The sequence below is a fragment of the Pectobacterium colocasium genome, assembly GCF_020181655.1.
Classification (GTDB): Bacteria; Pseudomonadota; Gammaproteobacteria; order Enterobacterales; family Enterobacteriaceae; genus Pectobacterium; species Pectobacterium colocasium.
In genome coordinates this window covers 4,755,917-4,770,298 of record NZ_CP084032.1, presented here as the reverse complement: position 1 = coordinate 4,770,298, position 14,382 = coordinate 4,755,917, and the positions used below count along the sequence as shown (strand labels likewise).

The window sequence follows — 14,382 nt, the reverse complement described above, 5'->3', positions numbered from 1 at the left end:
AAGATAAAAATGGCGGGTTTGCGGGGCGGTTCGCAGGGGGAAGCGTTTGGTGGGATATTTTCCGCCGCAGGCGGTTATACTGTCAGCTAATCGACGTTATTTATGAAAACTTCACCGGAAAGCAAGCATGTTAAGTTACCGCCACAGTTTCCATGCCGGCAATCACGCCGACGTGCTGAAACACACCGTTCAGAGCCTGATCATCACTGCCCTGAAAGAGAAAGAGAAACCTTTCCTGTATCTGGATACCCACGCGGGTGCCGGTCGCTATCAACTTAGCGGTGAACATGCCGAGCGCACAGGCGAGTATCTGGATGGTATCGCGAAAATCTGGCAGCGTGACGATATTCCGGCTGAACTCGAACCTTACATGCAGGCCGTGCATACCTATAACCACAATGGCCAGTTGCGCTATTACCCCGGTTCCCCGCTGATTGCGCGCCAGCTGCTGCGCGAGCAGGACAAACTCCATTTGACCGAGCTGCACCCCAGCGATTTCCCGCTGCTGCGCAATGAGTTTCAGAAAGATTCGCGCGCCAAAGTGCTGCGTGACGATGGCTACCAGCAGTTGAAATCCCAGTTGCCGCCGCTTTCCCGCCGCGGTTTCATGCTGATCGACCCGCCGTATGAGTTGAAAACGGACTATCAGGCCGTGGTGAAAGGCATTCAGGAAGGGCATAAGCGTTTTGCTACCGGCGTGTTTGCGCTGTGGTATCCGGTGGTGCTGCGTCAGCACATCAAACGTATGCTGAAAGAGCTGGAAGCCACGGGTATTCGCAATATCCTGCAAATTGAGCTGGCGGTGCTGCCGGACAGCGATCGCTACGGTATGACGGCGTCGGGCATGATTGTGATTAACCCGCCGTGGAAGCTGGCAGCGCAGATGAAGAGCGTGCTGCCGTGGCTGCATAGCGTGCTGGTACCGGAAGGCACCGGACATACGCTGGTGGAGCAAATCGTACCGGAGTAATGCGCATGGCGGTGGTGGGAAACACGGTCAGTTTTTCCTATCGCAACCATAGGCATAACCTTTATGAGGCGTATGGCTCTGGCGTTACACTCTAGGCAAATTTTATTCACTTAAGCATGGATACACTGATGACCAAACACTATGACTACCTTGCTATTGGCGGCGGCAGCGGCGGTATTGCGTCTATCAACCGCGCGGCGATGTATGGACAAAAATGTGCGTTGATCGAAGCAAAATATCTGGGCGGCACCTGCGTCAACGTCGGCTGCGTGCCGAAGAAAGTGATGTGGCATGCGGCGCAGATTGCCGAAGCGATCCATCAGTACGGGCCGGATTACGGGTTTGACACCACGGTGAACCAGTTTAACTGGGGCACGTTGGTCAAGAACCGTAGCGCCTACATCGATCGCATCCACCAGTCTTACGACAACGTACTGGGTAAGAATAAGGTCGATGTCATCCACGGTTTTGCCCGCTTTGTCGATGCGCACACGGTGGAAGTGAATGGTGAAAAAATTACGGCTGACCATATCCTGATCGCGACGGGCGGTCGTCCGGTTCACCCTGACATTCCTGGCGCGGAGTACGGTATCGATTCCGACGGTTTCTTTGAGCTGGATGCGTTGCCGAAGCGTACTGCCATTGTTGGCGCAGGCTATATCGCGGTAGAGATTGCTGGCGTGCTGAACGGACTGGGTTCTGAAACCCACCTGTTTGTGCGTAAGCACGCGCCGCTGCGCAGCTTTGATCCGCTGATTGTCGATACGCTGGTGGAAGTGATGAACACAGAAGGACCGACGCTGCATACCGAATCGATCCCGAAAGCGATTGTGAAGAATGCGGATGGCAGCCTGACGCTGGAACTGGAAAACGGTCAGTCACACACCGTCGATTGCCTGATTTGGGCGATTGGTCGCGAACCCGCGACGGATAACCTGAACCTGAGCGTCACCGGTGTAGAGCTGAACGACAAAGGCTACATCAACGTCGATAAATTCCAGAACACCAACGTTCCTGGCATTTATGCCGTAGGTGATAACACCGGTGCCGTCGAGCTAACGCCGGTTGCTGTCGCCGCAGGGCGTCGTTTGTCCGAACGTCTGTTTAATAACAAGCCGGACGAGCATCTGGATTACAGCAATATCCCGACCGTCGTCTTCAGCCACCCGCCGATTGGCACGGTCGGGCTGACCGAACCGCAGGCGCGTGAGCAGTACGGCGACGATCAGGTGAAAGTGTATAAATCTGCCTTCACCGCGATGTACACCGCCGTTACGCAGCACCGCCAGCCGTGCCGCATGAAGCTGGTTTGTGTGGGTAAAGAGGAAAAAATCGTCGGCATCCACGGCATCGGTTTTGGTATGGACGAAATGCTGCAAGGTTTTGCGGTCGCCGTCAAAATGGGCGCGACCAAGAAAGACTTCGACAACACCGTCGCCATCCACCCAACGGCATCGGAAGAGTTTGTGACGATGCGGTGATGGTGTAGGAAAGTTAGCCTTACTGCTTTTCTGAAAAATGAAACATGCTGGTTGAATAGTGAGCTATTTGGCCAGCATTTTTTATGGCCAGTCTAATCCGGCTACCTCATCCGCTCACTTGCCAGATTATAGACGCCGCTGCGCTCACGTTTGCCTACTGCCACCACGGCGATAACCAATATGTCGTCAATGACTTCGTAAACCAAACGAAAGCCTGACGCCCGGAGCTTTATTTTGTAGCAGTCCTTCATTCCTCGTAACTTTGCCGAAGGAATATGGGGATTTTCGCAGCATTTTTTTAGTTTTTTGGCAAATTGCTGCTGGATGGTTTTACCGAGCTTGCACCATTCTTTTAGCGCATCTTCCCTGAATTTTACGCTATAGCTCATAGGAAACTATCCAAATCCACGTCAACCAGCGGCTGGTTTTTACGTTCACCGATTAGCTTAACCAATTCCTGATCGTCCAGCGCATCCAGCATTTTTTCGTAGAGATCCGCAGGAATGCAATAAAACGCAGGCTGATTGCGGTTCAAGATAGCGACAGGTAGGCCATCGCCAGCATTGACCGTCGCCATTGGGTTCTTTTTCAGTTCACTGACGCTGGCACTGGTATCACTCAATATAATATTTGGCATAATGGACCCTTTATGACCGATTAATAGGTCTTTAGATTAAAAAATAAAAGACCTATTAACAAGTCTTCTGGTGATTTTTTGTGCCAGCTCAATATGACCCTCTGCCCCATAATATGAAGAAATAGATAGTATGAAGACAATGCTGCTTTTATCACGGCATTCACCTGAATGGTGATAATGATTATCGTTAGTGTTTTGTTTATGATAAGTTGCGGTAATGGGTTTTATCCCGCGGACTGATTTTTCCTTACAAAACATACGGTTTTCTCATTATGTCTTTAGCTACCCGTACAACGTCTTCAGCCTATCGATTATTCAACTTACGCTTAGAGAGTAAGACGCTGCTCTCGCCTTCATTAGCTCGCTGTGTGTTCACTGGGGCGGAAGTGCGCCAGATGAAACTGGACGCGCCGGATCAGCGCATCAAACTGCTGTTCGCCAGTGAAAGCGGGGAGCTGACGCCGATGGCCGTGAGCGATACCTGGTATCAGGACTATCTGGCGCTACCGCGCGAGCGTCGTCCGATTTTACGTACCTATACGCTGCGCTCCGTCTCACGTGAATCACAGCAGGCGGCGATCGATTTTGTGCTGCATGGTGATACCGGGCCGGCCTCAAGCTGGGCGAATCATGCTAAGCCGGGTGATACGCTACAGATTGTCGCACCCAATGCAGAGGCCGATGGCGATAGCGGCGGCTATGAGTGGGCACCACACGAGGGCGTTGAGCAGGTGCTGCTGATTGCGGATGAAACGGCGCTGCCAGCGGCCATGGGGATTCTCGAACAGTTAGCGAGTCAGCCTTCTCCGCCGTCGGTGCAGGCTTTTTTTGAAGTGCCGAAAGCGGCTGACTGCGTGACGTCGGGTAATTTCCCGTTTGCTCAGATTCACTGGCTGCCGCGTGAGGAAACCGGTAGCACAGTATGGGGCGAACGCCTGCTGGCTGCGGTGCAACAGGACGTGAAGATTCCCACCAGCGCCTGTACCAAGCGTGAGGAAATCGCACAGGAGACGCCGGAAGACGAATTACTGTGGGAACGGGCAACGGCGCATCGTCCGTTTTACGCCTGGGCGGCAGGCGAGTCTTCTGCAATCAAACGGTTGCGTCGTTATCTGCTGGACGAACGCCACCTCGATAAAGAGACGATCAACTTTATGGCTTACTGGTCGCATCGCTAAAAGAAAACGTCAGGAGGGTAATCCCCTCCTGTGCTTATTTCCCCATCATCTCCGCCAACTGCTGTGCATCCGGCAGCCCGACGACCTGTTGTAATTCATTCTTATCATTCAGGTAATAGATGGCAGGCGTGACGTTGGCGCCGAGTTCATCCATCAGCCTCTGATTGTGCTGAATGTTATTCCAGATGTCGCGTGACGACTTCTCAGGGAGCGGGGGGATAGTTTTGCCGTTCGAGAGTTCATAATCATGCCAGGCTTTGGCCGGATCGCTGGCGGCAAGAATCGCGGCGGCATAACGTCCGCTTTCCGGTTTGATAACGCCAACCAGCAACGTTTGCAGCTGTACTTTTCCTGCTTTTACCCACGGTTGTGCCTGCTGCCAAAACTGTTTGCAGTAAGGGCAAAACGGGTCGGCAAAGACGACGATTTTACGCGGTGCATCCTTGTCCCCTTCGGTAATAAACGGCGCTTGCTGTAATTTCTGCCACATCTCCCGACCAGCAGGCACATACACTTCCTGCTGAATCAGCGCTTCGCTCAGATTATTGCCCTTCTCATCATACATATAGCCCGAAATGGCATGCTTACCATCCGGCGTTAAGTAGATGGTAACCCCCATTCCCTGATAGCTGCCCAGCCAGCCTTGCACGCCACCGGGTGCGGTGAACGGCTTGATGATCGTAATGCCCTGTTTTTCGATGTTCTTCACCGCATCAGGCAGAACATCTTGCGCTAGTGACGACGCGGAAAGCGTTAATAAGGTCAGTGTGAGGGATAAGCGTTTTATCATGGTGTTGCGCCTGTATCGTGGATCATGTCTGCCGGATAGCCTAGCGGAAGGTCTGCGCCACTGCATCGATATCCACAGTGATGCGATGAAAACGTTTGACTACGGCGCGCTAAATCCGTTCTGCATCAAGAATGCTTATAAGATTCAGGCGGTGTCGATAGCACCGCAGCGTCGTATCAATCGCCTCCGCAGGCATAAAGGAATCCCGATAGGTTGATTCAACGCATTCAGCTTCTTTGAGGAAGTCTGCCAGTAGCTTTTTGGTCAGGTTTTCACTCAGCCCGATACGCTGTCCGAACAGAATGAAATCCATACCAAGGTATTCTCCATACGCGGTTTCAAACCCTGGTGCGAGCGCTTCATCCCCCTCTTCTTGAATCAGCAGCGGTAGTGCCATGAAGCAGGAAGAAAAATAGGAGGGATAGGGGGCGACAGAAACGAAGTCATAAATCGGCGCTAGCATTAACTGGCCTGAGCGTGAGTGTATTAGCCCAAAATTACGCAGGTGCATGTCGTTGTTACCTAGCATGTAGGCGTAAGCGATGCGGCGGAACAGATCTATTTTGAAGACGATATTGTCATTAACGTGTTCGCTAAGGAATAAAGCTAACTGCTCATAACTGATGTACTGTTTACCATCGGTGTGTATTTTACCGAATTTTTCACCGATCCCCATCGCACCGTCCAACTGTTCCTGATGGATAGGGTGGCCCGTTTTTTCGTCGCGGTCGAAGCGCTTAATAACGAAAGCGAACTCAGGTTCGTCATCCGTCTGTTCCGGTTTAAAACGGAGCAATCCGTGTGGTGGGACGGCAAATCCCAGACGTGCCATTAGCGTCATTGTGGCATGTTCGTTTTCTGCCAAATGAGGAAATTCAATCGGAGAGGGTTTGAGGATGTACATGCCTTGATGATCAACGACGGTAAACGTCCTATCTTGTAACACCATCTGAATCTTGGGCTGATAGCCAGAAATACTCATGCCTTTCTGTATTTGTGGCAGGTCGTGCATGAATTGCTGGCGCGTGAAACGTAAGTCTGGGGAGGCATGCATTGATCCTGCCAGATGCTTCAACCCTTTGCGGCTATAACCTGTGGCAATCTCTTCTTCATGCGTCAGCGGTGTCAGCAAGATTCGACATGTTGTCATGCTTTATCCTCTGCAATCAGTTGTACGGCGCCGATCAGATTCTTACCGTTTTGAATGAGGATGCCAAACAGGTCTTTCTCATCCAGATGCTGTAGCTGGCTGTACTGGCGCCGGAGCCAGCCTTCGGGGGCTAACGAGGCAAAATAAGGCGGCAATGTTGTGCTGCGAAATGCTCCGGTCTGTATCGGTAGGCTCAATGATAATGACGGGCCGATGTAGGATTGTTTATATTCAAACAGATAGCCTTCATCGTCCTGACTTAACTGGCCGATGTGGACACCGTAAAGATAGACCTTTACTTGACGGCGCATAGCTTTATCCCTAACGCGGAACAGACGCTATACACCGTGGAAAACTTCACCTGAGCGGGATCTTTGAATAAACGTTTTAACGTGGATAGTGATACGCCAGTCTGTAGCTCTAGCGTAGCGAGTTCGATACCCAACGCTTTACGTCGCGTATTTAGCTGAACGCCAAAGGTATCCAGCGAGTGAATGTGGTCTTCCAGTACGACCTCTTTGCTGGAGGCATCGCTACGCGCGAATTCGTGCCGGAGTTCGTTGATTGCTTCGCTAATGGCGTCGAGCTTGAGCAATGTTGGCGCAGTGGAAAGGGTGTTCATAAATGGACTCTTTCTTTGAGTTTAACCCGTTAATGGGTTAAGTATAGTCCGTAAATTTTCTTAATGTCCATGTGTAATACTTCCTTGTTGGTTTTTACTTAATTTAGTTCATTTATGACACTAAAAATAAATAACATCAGGCGGCGCAGATATCGTGTCGCCTGATTTGCTATCGTGCAACGCTGGATTAATGCTCCGGCCAGAACGGTTCGCCCAGCGTTAGCATCAGTCGGTTTGCCCATGAGAAGAAGGCGGCTGACTGCACCACATCGACAATCTCCAGCGTATCTAACCCTTGCTCTTGCAGCTGTTTCAGGTCGTTGGCGTTGACCTGCGCGGGTGTGGCGGAAAGACGTGCCGAGAAATCGATAATCGCCTGCCAGCGCGGACTTTGCCCGATGCCTAAATCGCCGCCGGGAACGACATCCAGCAGCCGCTGCACATCGCTATCCTGTTTGGAAAGCTGGCTGGCTTTACGCGCGTGTACCGAGGCGCAGTAAATGCAGCCATTGACCTTGCTGGTGACGGCGGCGATCAGTTCGCGTTCTTTGCGTGGCAGGCCGCCAGCAGTATAGAAAATCCCTTTATCCGTCAGCGTGCGCTGTTCCAGTACCGGGAGATTGCGGCCTAGCAGACGAAAATAGTCGGAATCGGTGTGGCCGAAACGCGCCAGAATCGCCTGCTCATCTGCATTGAATTCGGCCAGCGGTTTGGGCGCGATCCACGGTTCCCATCCTAGCTCTGCCTGAGTAAACGCCTGCGGTGCCGATTTGCCGCTGTGTGTCTGCGGTTGGGTATGCCACTGACCCGCGACGGCGGCCTGCGAATGCGGCTGACCGACGCGATGACCGGCAATCAGGCGATAGCCGCGCAGCAGCCGGCTTTGAAAATTCACAAATGCGATGAGCTGAGACAGCGTCACAATATCGTTTACCGACCAGCCCGCCTGCTCCAGCGCGCTGACATGGGATGCTGAAGCCTGCACGGGCGTTTTCGTCAGGCGCTCGGCGTGATCCAACGCCAACTGTAGCGCGGGTGTCGGCGTGGGTTCCGGGAAGTCTGCCAGCCGCTCGGCGTAGAAATGTTGTAGCTGCTCATCCTGCTGCCAGCCACTAATCTTTGCGGCAAACCAGAAGCGCAGCGATAGCGGCAGTGTTGCATCGTCTGCGGTGTTGGCATTAAACAGCGCATCGTAGCTGCCTTGGGTGTGTCGGGTTGCTGCATCGCGGGTTTTTCTGGCGGCGGCGAGGGCGGAATCTGAGCCGATTTCGGCCAGTGCATCCAGTACGTCAGGGGTGTGTAATGTGTTAGCGTGCGTCATGCAATCTCCTGCCCGAGCGGGCTTTTCTGTTTCACGGCGGGTCTCCAGCCCAACGCGGGAGCCACCTGAGTGGCAATCAGTTCAAGCGAACGCAGAATCAGCGCATGCGGTGGATCGATGGAATGTACCTGGAATGTCACATCGGTCGCACGTTCTAGCGAGCTGTCTGCCCGAAGTGACGCGATGACATCCTGCGCGGTGCCGACATGGCTATCGAAGGAGGCGATCAGCGCCTCTACCGAGTTGTGAGGAATCGGGCGGAACGTGCCGGAACGGGCGGCGGAGCGATTAAGCCCTTTTTCTGCCAGACTCAGCGCCAACTGGCGATCGTCAGCCACGAAAACGCTACGCGAGCTGAGAATGCGCGGTGCGACGCCAGCAGGCAACGCGGCCAGATAGGCGTCGATCATCGGATTTTGCAGGTCAGCCAGTGTGGCGTCCGCGAAATGCTCTGGGCGTGGTTGAGTTCGAGAGAGCATCAGGCCATCGCCTGCTTTACCGGCTCGTTCTGCGCCTTCAATGGAGAAAGTGGCCTGCCAGACGCGCTTATCCAAATGCGGCGCAGCAGGGTAGAGCTGATTACCTTCCTCGCTCAAGGCTTCCCCCCGCCACGCAGCACGCAGTTTCTCAAGATAGCGCCCGAGGATCTGCCCGCGCTGTGCGCTGTCGTGACCGAAGGCGGCAAATGAGGACGGTGTACCGCCGGAACCTACGCCGATTTCCAGCCTGCCGTTGCTGAGTAAATCGAGCACGGCGGTATCTTCCGCTACGCGCAGCGGCTCTTCCATCGGCAGTGTAATCACGCCGGTGCCGAGTTGGATGCGGTGCGTGCGTGCGGCAACCAGCGCCAGAAACACCAGCGGCGAAGGTAGCCCGCCTTCATCGGCGTGAAAGTGGTGCTGCGCGACCCAGGCGCTGTCGAATCCGAGTTGTTCGGCTTTGACGATTTGTTCCGTCGCCAGCCGATAGCGCTGCTGAGCGGAAGCATCGTCCAGCAATCGCGTGAAAAATCCCAGCCGTTTCGTTGTCATTCTACAGTCCTTGGTTTAGTGCCATTTTTCAGAGCGCATGTGTTTCAGTGTGAACGTGAGGGTAATGTGAACGGGCAAAAACCGGATGTTGTTGTCCGGGAATGGCTGCAATGAGTTCACGGGTATAGTGATGTGCGGGCTGAGAGAAGATCTGCTCCACCGGGCCGGATTCAAGCTGCTTGCCGTGGTACAGCACGGAAACGGTGTCGGCGATCTGGCGTACCACCGCCAAATCGTGCGAGATGAACAGATACGTTAACCCGAGTGATTCCTGTAATTCGGTCAGCAAACGCAGAATCTGCGCCTGCACGGTGACATCCAGCGCCGAGACAGCCTCGTCTAACACCAATACCTGAGGTTCCAGCACCAGCGCCCGGGCGATAGCAACACGCTGGCGTTGGCCGCCAGACAGCTCACGCGGTTTGCGTGACAGCAACGCAATTGGCAGGGCGACACGCTCGAACATCTCATGAATTTTGCGTTCCCGCTGCGCGGTGGTATGGCGATTAAAATTGCGCAGTGGTTCTTCAACGATGTCGTACAACCGCTGTGACGGATCGAGCGAGCCAAAAGGATTTTGATAGACCAACTGGATTTTCTGCCGGAACTGCCGTAGCGCTTCACCTTTCAGGTGAGTGATATCGGTGCCGTCGATCAAAATGCGTCCGGCGTTGGGGTGATGGAAGCCGAGCAGGCTGCGCGCTGTGGTGGTTTTACCTGAGCCGGACTCGCCGACAATAGCGTGCGTTGTGCCGCGCGCCACGCTGAAGGAGACGTCATCTACCGCCCGAAAGTGTTCCCCTTTACGGCCTGACAAGGGGAAGCTCTGCACCAGATTTTCAACCGAGACAATAATGTCAGATTCCGATGTATTGGTACGCGGTGGACGCGGCGTTGGGTTTAGCGACGGGACGTTAGCCAGCAGCGTGCGTGCATAGTGGCTTGAGGGCGCGTTGAGTACCTCAAGCGTAGGGCCTTGCTCCTGAATGTAGCCGTTCTGAAAGACCAGAAGCCGATCGGCACGCTCGGCCGCTACACCCAGATCGTGGGTGACGAACAGCACCGCTGTGCCATTTTCGCGCCGTAGTTCATCAAGTAGATCGAGAATCCGTTTCTGCACCGTGACATCCAGCGCGCTGGTGGGTTCATCGGCAATAATCAGCGCGGGTTTCAAGGCAATAGCTATGGCTATCAGGACGCGCTGTTTCATACCGCCAGACAGTTCGTGCGGGTACTGCTTTGCGCGCAGTTCCGGCTGGTTGAGCCCCACGCGCTCCAGCAGCGCCAGCGTTTTCTGACGCGTGGTCTGGCGATCTTCCCGCTGATGAATGCGCAGAATCTCATCTACCTGCTCACCAATGGTCTGCACCGGATTCAGGGAACTGGTGGGATCCTGCGGGATCAGACTGATCTGCGCGCCGCGCACGCTGTCCAACCGCTTCTGTGACCAGCCGCTGATGTCCACGCCATTGAGCCGAATGGCACCGCGTGTTAACCGACCGTTTTCGGCCAGCAAACCGATAACCGCCTGCGCGGTGGTGGTCTTCCCTGAACCGGATTCTCCGACCAGCGCGACCACTTCTCCAGGCTGAATATGGAAAGAGACGCCTTCCACGACGGTCTGCTCGCGATCGTCACTGCGATAGGCAATCGTGACGTTCTCCAGAGCCAACACGGGCACCGCGGCGCTGGTTTGTAGGCTTGCTGACAGGCTCATCGTGCCGTTCTCCTGATTGACTGACTGATGCGGTTAGCGGATAGCACAACAAGTACCACCACCAGACCGGGGAAGGTGGTTAGCCACCACGCAGTAGCAATGTAGTTGCGGCCTTCGGCGATCAGCAGGCCCCATTCCGGCGTGGGCGGCGGCGCACCGTAGCCGAGGAAGCTGAGTGTGGAGATAGCCAGAATTGCGCTGCCGAATTGCAGCGCGGCAAAGGCGAAAACGGTGGTCAGTGAGTTCGGCAGAATATGCCGCCATAACACGCTGAGAAAGGTGCCGCCGCTACCGTAGGCGGCTTCGACGTAGTCGCTGTGGCGCACGCGCAGCACTTCTGAACGTACCAGTCGGGTAAAGCTGGCAACGGAAGTGACACCCACGGCAATCGCGGCGTTAACCGTGCCGAAACCCAACAGGATGATGACACTCAGCGCCAGTAGCAGGCCGGGGATGGCCAGCAATACATCAATGCTGCGCATCACGACGCTATCCAGCCAGCCGCCAACGGCACCCGCCAAGAGACCGAAGAAGCTGCCAAGTACCAGACCTAGCCCGACGGCGATGACCGCGCCGGAAAGTGAGTGTACCGCGCCATAAACGATACGTGCGTAGAGGTCACGCCCTAACTGATCGGTGCCGAGCCAGTAGTCTGCATCCGGTGCCAGCCGCTGTGCGCCCGCGATGCCTTCCGTCGGGCTATAGCTGGTAAACCAGCCTGGGAACAGCGCCCAGAGAGCGACGGTTAGCATAACCAGCCAGGCTAGCACTAGTCCCGGCTGAAAGGCGTAGCGACGCAGAAGCGGCCGCTTGCGCAGAAGAGGAAACGTGATTTTTTCCAGTTGTACGGTAGTCATAGCGTGGCTCCTGGCGTGTTTTTCAGGCGCGGATCGAGAAGGGGATAGAGCAGGTCGACGACCAAATTGACGACGACAAAGGCGGCGGCGGAAATCAGCACGATGGCCTGCAATACGCTGCTGTCCTGATAGTTCACGGCTTCCTGCGTCAACTGGCCGAGCCCGTTACGGCCAAATACGGTTTCGGTAATCAGCGCCCCCGCAATTAGCTCGCCCAACAGCAGGCCGGCGATGGTCAGCGTGGGCAGCATGGCGTTGCGGGCGATGTGTCGCCAGAGTACGCCGCTGCGGCTGGCGCCTTTGGCGCGGGCGACGGCAACAAACGGCTGGGTTTGCACCTGATCGATGCTGCGCATCAGCACCTGAGCCAGCGGGGCGGAGATCGGCAGCGCCAGCGTGAGAACCGGCAAAATCAGCCCTTCCCATTCGCCGGGGTTAATCACTGGAATCAGCCCCAAGCGGAAAGAGAAAATCTGAATCAGTACGATGCCGAGCCAGAAGGTCGGCACGGAAATAAACAGCGACGGCAGCGATTGCAATGCGGTTCGCAGCCATTGGAACGGCGTTAACGTCGATAAGAACGCGAGAGCAAACGCCAGCAGGCCAGCGGCGATGAAACCCAGCACCGCGAGCAGCAATGTAGGCGGTAGATTGGCTGCAATCAGCTCAGTGACCGGCACGCCAGCCTGAAGAGAGAGACCAAGATCACCACGCAGTATCTGGGCTAGCGCATGAAAATATTGCGTGAGTACCGGTGTATCTGCACCGTAGGATAAACGTAGCTGCGCGATCTGCTCGGCGCTCAGGCCGAGCTCTGGGTTTTGAAACTTGATCAGTACGGCATCACCCGGCATCGCCTGAAGCAGGATAAAAGACAGGGTGAATGCCGCCCACAGGACGAGCAGTGCCTGACCGATGCGCAGTGCCAGGTATCGGTTCATGATGATCTCCTCCCTCTTTCTTCTGTGTTACTTATCCAGCCAGGTGTTGTAAAAGCTGGGGCGACCTACGGCTTCAAACGCGATACCTTTGGTGGTGGGCGCGCCAGCAAACACCTGTGGTTCTTCAAAAATGGGAATGACGTAGGCCTGATCGATCAGGTAGTTCTGCACCTCTCCCACCAGCGCCAGTCGCTTGCTACGGTCGGTTTCTGCGGCGATGCTATCCAGCAGCGTATTCAGATGTGCATCCACAAAGGTATTCACCTTGTCGCTGGAACCGCCTTTTTGCAGCAGAACGTTACGCACTGTCGGGTAATACTGACTTTTCAGCACATCCGGGTCGGCACGGCCTACCATCGCCGGAGCCACGCCAGTTTTCAGCGGATCGAGGCTATCGACGGTTTTGCTGCCTGCATCACCCGCCAGCACGTTCAGCTTCACGCCGACTTTTGCCCATTGTTGAGAAACCAGTTGCAGGGTTTCTTTGTTCTGCGGCTGCGGCAGAGATTCATAAGCCGTCAGTTCCAGCGTTTTGCCGTTTTTTTGCCGCAATCCTTGCGAACCGGTTTTCCACCCCGCTTCATCTAACAGTTTGTTGGCCTGTGCGGGATCGAACGTGAGCTTGCTGGAGAGATCGACATAGCCGGCGGCGGTTTTAGCCAGTGGCGAGGTGGCCTGTGGGTAGTTGTCAGAGAACAGCGTAGCAATGATCTCTTTGGTGTTGGTGGCGTGCAGCAGTGCTTTACGCACGCGGATATCGGCGACCAGTGGGTTATCCGGGCGGAAAACCACGCTGTTATTGACGCCGCGCGTCGGCGGGGCATAAAGGTTGAAGCCCTGACTTTGCACCCGTTTTTCATCGTAGGCCTGGATCTGACGAATGAAATCCGCCTGACCAGATACCAACGCGCCAATACGCACGCTGTCTTCCGGGGTGACCAGATAGGTAATGCCGTCCAGATAGGCACGTCCCTGATGCTTTGATTTAACCGGTGCCCAGTTGTAATCCTTACGGGCGGTCAGCTTCAGTTCGCGCCCCAGCTTCTCGCTGCTTACCACGAATGGACCAGAGCCGATAATGTTTTTGGCATTGCCTAACTGATTGAAATTGCGCTCAAGCGTACTGAGCGAAACCAGCCCGGAACCGATGGCCGAGGTGCCTTGCAGGAAGCCTGGAGACGGCTTCTTAAAGTAAAACTTCACGGTGAGCGGATCGATAACTTCACTGCGCAGATAGTTATTGATGACCTCTGAAATTGGCTGGTTGAGCGCCGTATTTCCTAATCCGTAGGTATCGAAATTTTTCGCCACCGCGTTGGCATCCAGCGGCGTGCCGTCAGAGAAGGTAATACCGGGACGAATCTTGAATGTGTATTCGGTGTTATCTGCGTTGACGCTCCAGGATTCTGCAACCCACGGTTCGATTTCCAGCGTTTCAGGGTTTTGGTACGTCAGTTTATCGGTTACCTGATTGAGAATGCCGCCGTTTGGGTAAAACCCGCCCGCGGGCGTATAGAGATTGGTGTGCGCCTGCTGCTCCAGATAAATCAGCGTGCCGCCGATTTTTGGTGTGTCGTTCGCTGCCTGTGCGCTTAGCGCACCGCCCAGAAGGAGCAACGAGGCAAAAAGAGTGAGTTTCTGATGAGGATGCAAAAAAGTCGCCACGATGGTTGTTCCTACAGGTAAT

General features: G+C 54.8%; 15 protein-coding genes. 3 read left to right on the top strand and 12 right to left on the bottom strand.

What is annotated here, in order from left to right:
• The first annotated feature begins 127 nt into the window (after positions 1–127).
• Both LCF41_RS21560 and gorA read left to right on the top strand, forming a co-directional pair.
• Positions 128–970 (top strand): 23S rRNA (adenine(2030)-N(6))-methyltransferase RlmJ, encoded by an 843-nt coding sequence (locus tag LCF41_RS21560; protein WP_225086278.1) that lies wholly within the window; start codon positions 128–130, stop codon positions 968–970.
• A 128-nt stretch (positions 971–1,098) separates the two neighbouring features.
• Positions 1,099–2,451: a glutathione-disulfide reductase gene (gene gorA / locus LCF41_RS21555; RefSeq protein ID WP_225086277.1), complete on the top strand. Its 1,353-nt coding sequence runs from the start codon at positions 1,099–1,101 to the stop codon at positions 2,449–2,451.
• A gap of 101 nt (positions 2,452–2,552) precedes the next feature.
• On the opposite strand, the gene LCF41_RS21550 is transcribed toward gorA, so the two are convergent.
• On the bottom strand, positions 2,553–2,840 hold the full coding sequence (locus LCF41_RS21550) for a type II toxin-antitoxin system RelE family toxin (RefSeq protein ID WP_225086276.1): 288 nt from the start codon (positions 2,838–2,840) through the stop codon (positions 2,553–2,555).
• Positions 2,837–3,088 carry a type II toxin-antitoxin system Phd/YefM family antitoxin gene (locus tag LCF41_RS21545; RefSeq protein ID WP_010281712.1) on the bottom strand — a complete coding sequence of 84 codons (252 nt, stop codon included), beginning with the start codon at positions 3,086–3,088 and terminating at the stop codon, positions 2,837–2,839. The genes LCF41_RS21550 and LCF41_RS21545 overlap by 4 nt, the downstream gene beginning before the upstream one ends.
• A gap of 272 nt (positions 3,089–3,360) precedes the next feature.
• Between LCF41_RS21545 and LCF41_RS21540 the strand changes: the two genes are divergently transcribed.
• Positions 3,361–4,266, top strand: a complete 906-nt coding sequence (locus tag LCF41_RS21540) for a siderophore-interacting protein (RefSeq protein WP_225086275.1) — start codon at positions 3,361–3,363, stop codon at positions 4,264–4,266.
• Positions 4,267–4,300: 34 nt separating this feature from the next.
• Here the strand turns inward: LCF41_RS21540 and dsbG are convergent, their stop codons facing one another.
• The 10 genes from dsbG to LCF41_RS21490 form a co-directional block, all read right to left on the bottom strand.
• Entirely contained in the window at positions 4,301–5,056 is a 756-nt protein-coding gene (gene dsbG / locus LCF41_RS21535; RefSeq protein WP_225086274.1) for a thiol:disulfide interchange protein DsbG, read from the bottom strand.
• 109 nt (positions 5,057–5,165) lie between these two features.
• Entirely contained in the window at positions 5,166–6,206 is a 1,041-nt protein-coding gene (locus tag LCF41_RS21530) for a type II toxin-antitoxin system HipA family toxin (protein ID WP_225086273.1), read from the bottom strand.
• Positions 6,203–6,517 (bottom strand): HipA N-terminal domain-containing protein, encoded by a 315-nt coding sequence (locus LCF41_RS21525; RefSeq protein ID WP_225086272.1) that lies wholly within the window; start codon positions 6,515–6,517, stop codon positions 6,203–6,205. The genes LCF41_RS21530 and LCF41_RS21525 overlap by 4 nt, the downstream gene beginning before the upstream one ends.
• On the bottom strand, positions 6,502–6,828 hold the full coding sequence (locus LCF41_RS21520; RefSeq protein ID WP_225086271.1) for a helix-turn-helix domain-containing protein: 327 nt from the start codon (positions 6,826–6,828) through the stop codon (positions 6,502–6,504). Before LCF41_RS21520 ends, LCF41_RS21525 begins: the two co-directional genes overlap by 16 nt.
• Before the next feature lie 187 nt (positions 6,829–7,015).
• On the bottom strand, positions 7,016–8,149 hold the full coding sequence (locus tag LCF41_RS21515) for an alkylhydroperoxidase domain protein (RefSeq protein ID WP_225086270.1): 1,134 nt from the start codon (positions 8,147–8,149) through the stop codon (positions 7,016–7,018).
• Positions 8,146–9,180: a putative FMN-dependent luciferase-like monooxygenase gene (locus LCF41_RS21510; RefSeq protein WP_225086269.1), complete on the bottom strand. Its 1,035-nt coding sequence runs from the start codon at positions 9,178–9,180 to the stop codon at positions 8,146–8,148. The genes LCF41_RS21515 and LCF41_RS21510 overlap by 4 nt, the downstream gene beginning before the upstream one ends.
• A gap of 28 nt (positions 9,181–9,208) precedes the next feature.
• On the bottom strand, positions 9,209–10,897 hold the full coding sequence (locus LCF41_RS21505) for a dipeptide ABC transporter ATP-binding protein (RefSeq protein ID WP_225086268.1): 1,689 nt from the start codon (positions 10,895–10,897) through the stop codon (positions 9,209–9,211).
• Positions 10,894–11,754 (bottom strand): ABC transporter permease, encoded by an 861-nt coding sequence (locus LCF41_RS21500; RefSeq protein WP_225086267.1) that lies wholly within the window; start codon positions 11,752–11,754, stop codon positions 10,894–10,896. The genes LCF41_RS21505 and LCF41_RS21500 overlap by 4 nt, the downstream gene beginning before the upstream one ends.
• Positions 11,751–12,695 (bottom strand): ABC transporter permease, encoded by a 945-nt coding sequence (locus tag LCF41_RS21495; protein ID WP_225086266.1) that lies wholly within the window; start codon positions 12,693–12,695, stop codon positions 11,751–11,753. The genes LCF41_RS21500 and LCF41_RS21495 overlap by 4 nt, the downstream gene beginning before the upstream one ends.
• A 27-nt stretch (positions 12,696–12,722) precedes the next feature.
• On the bottom strand, positions 12,723–14,360 hold the full coding sequence (locus tag LCF41_RS21490) for a TIGR04028 family ABC transporter substrate-binding protein (RefSeq protein WP_225086265.1): 1,638 nt from the start codon (positions 14,358–14,360) through the stop codon (positions 12,723–12,725).
• Positions 14,361–14,382: the final 22 nt, after the last annotated feature.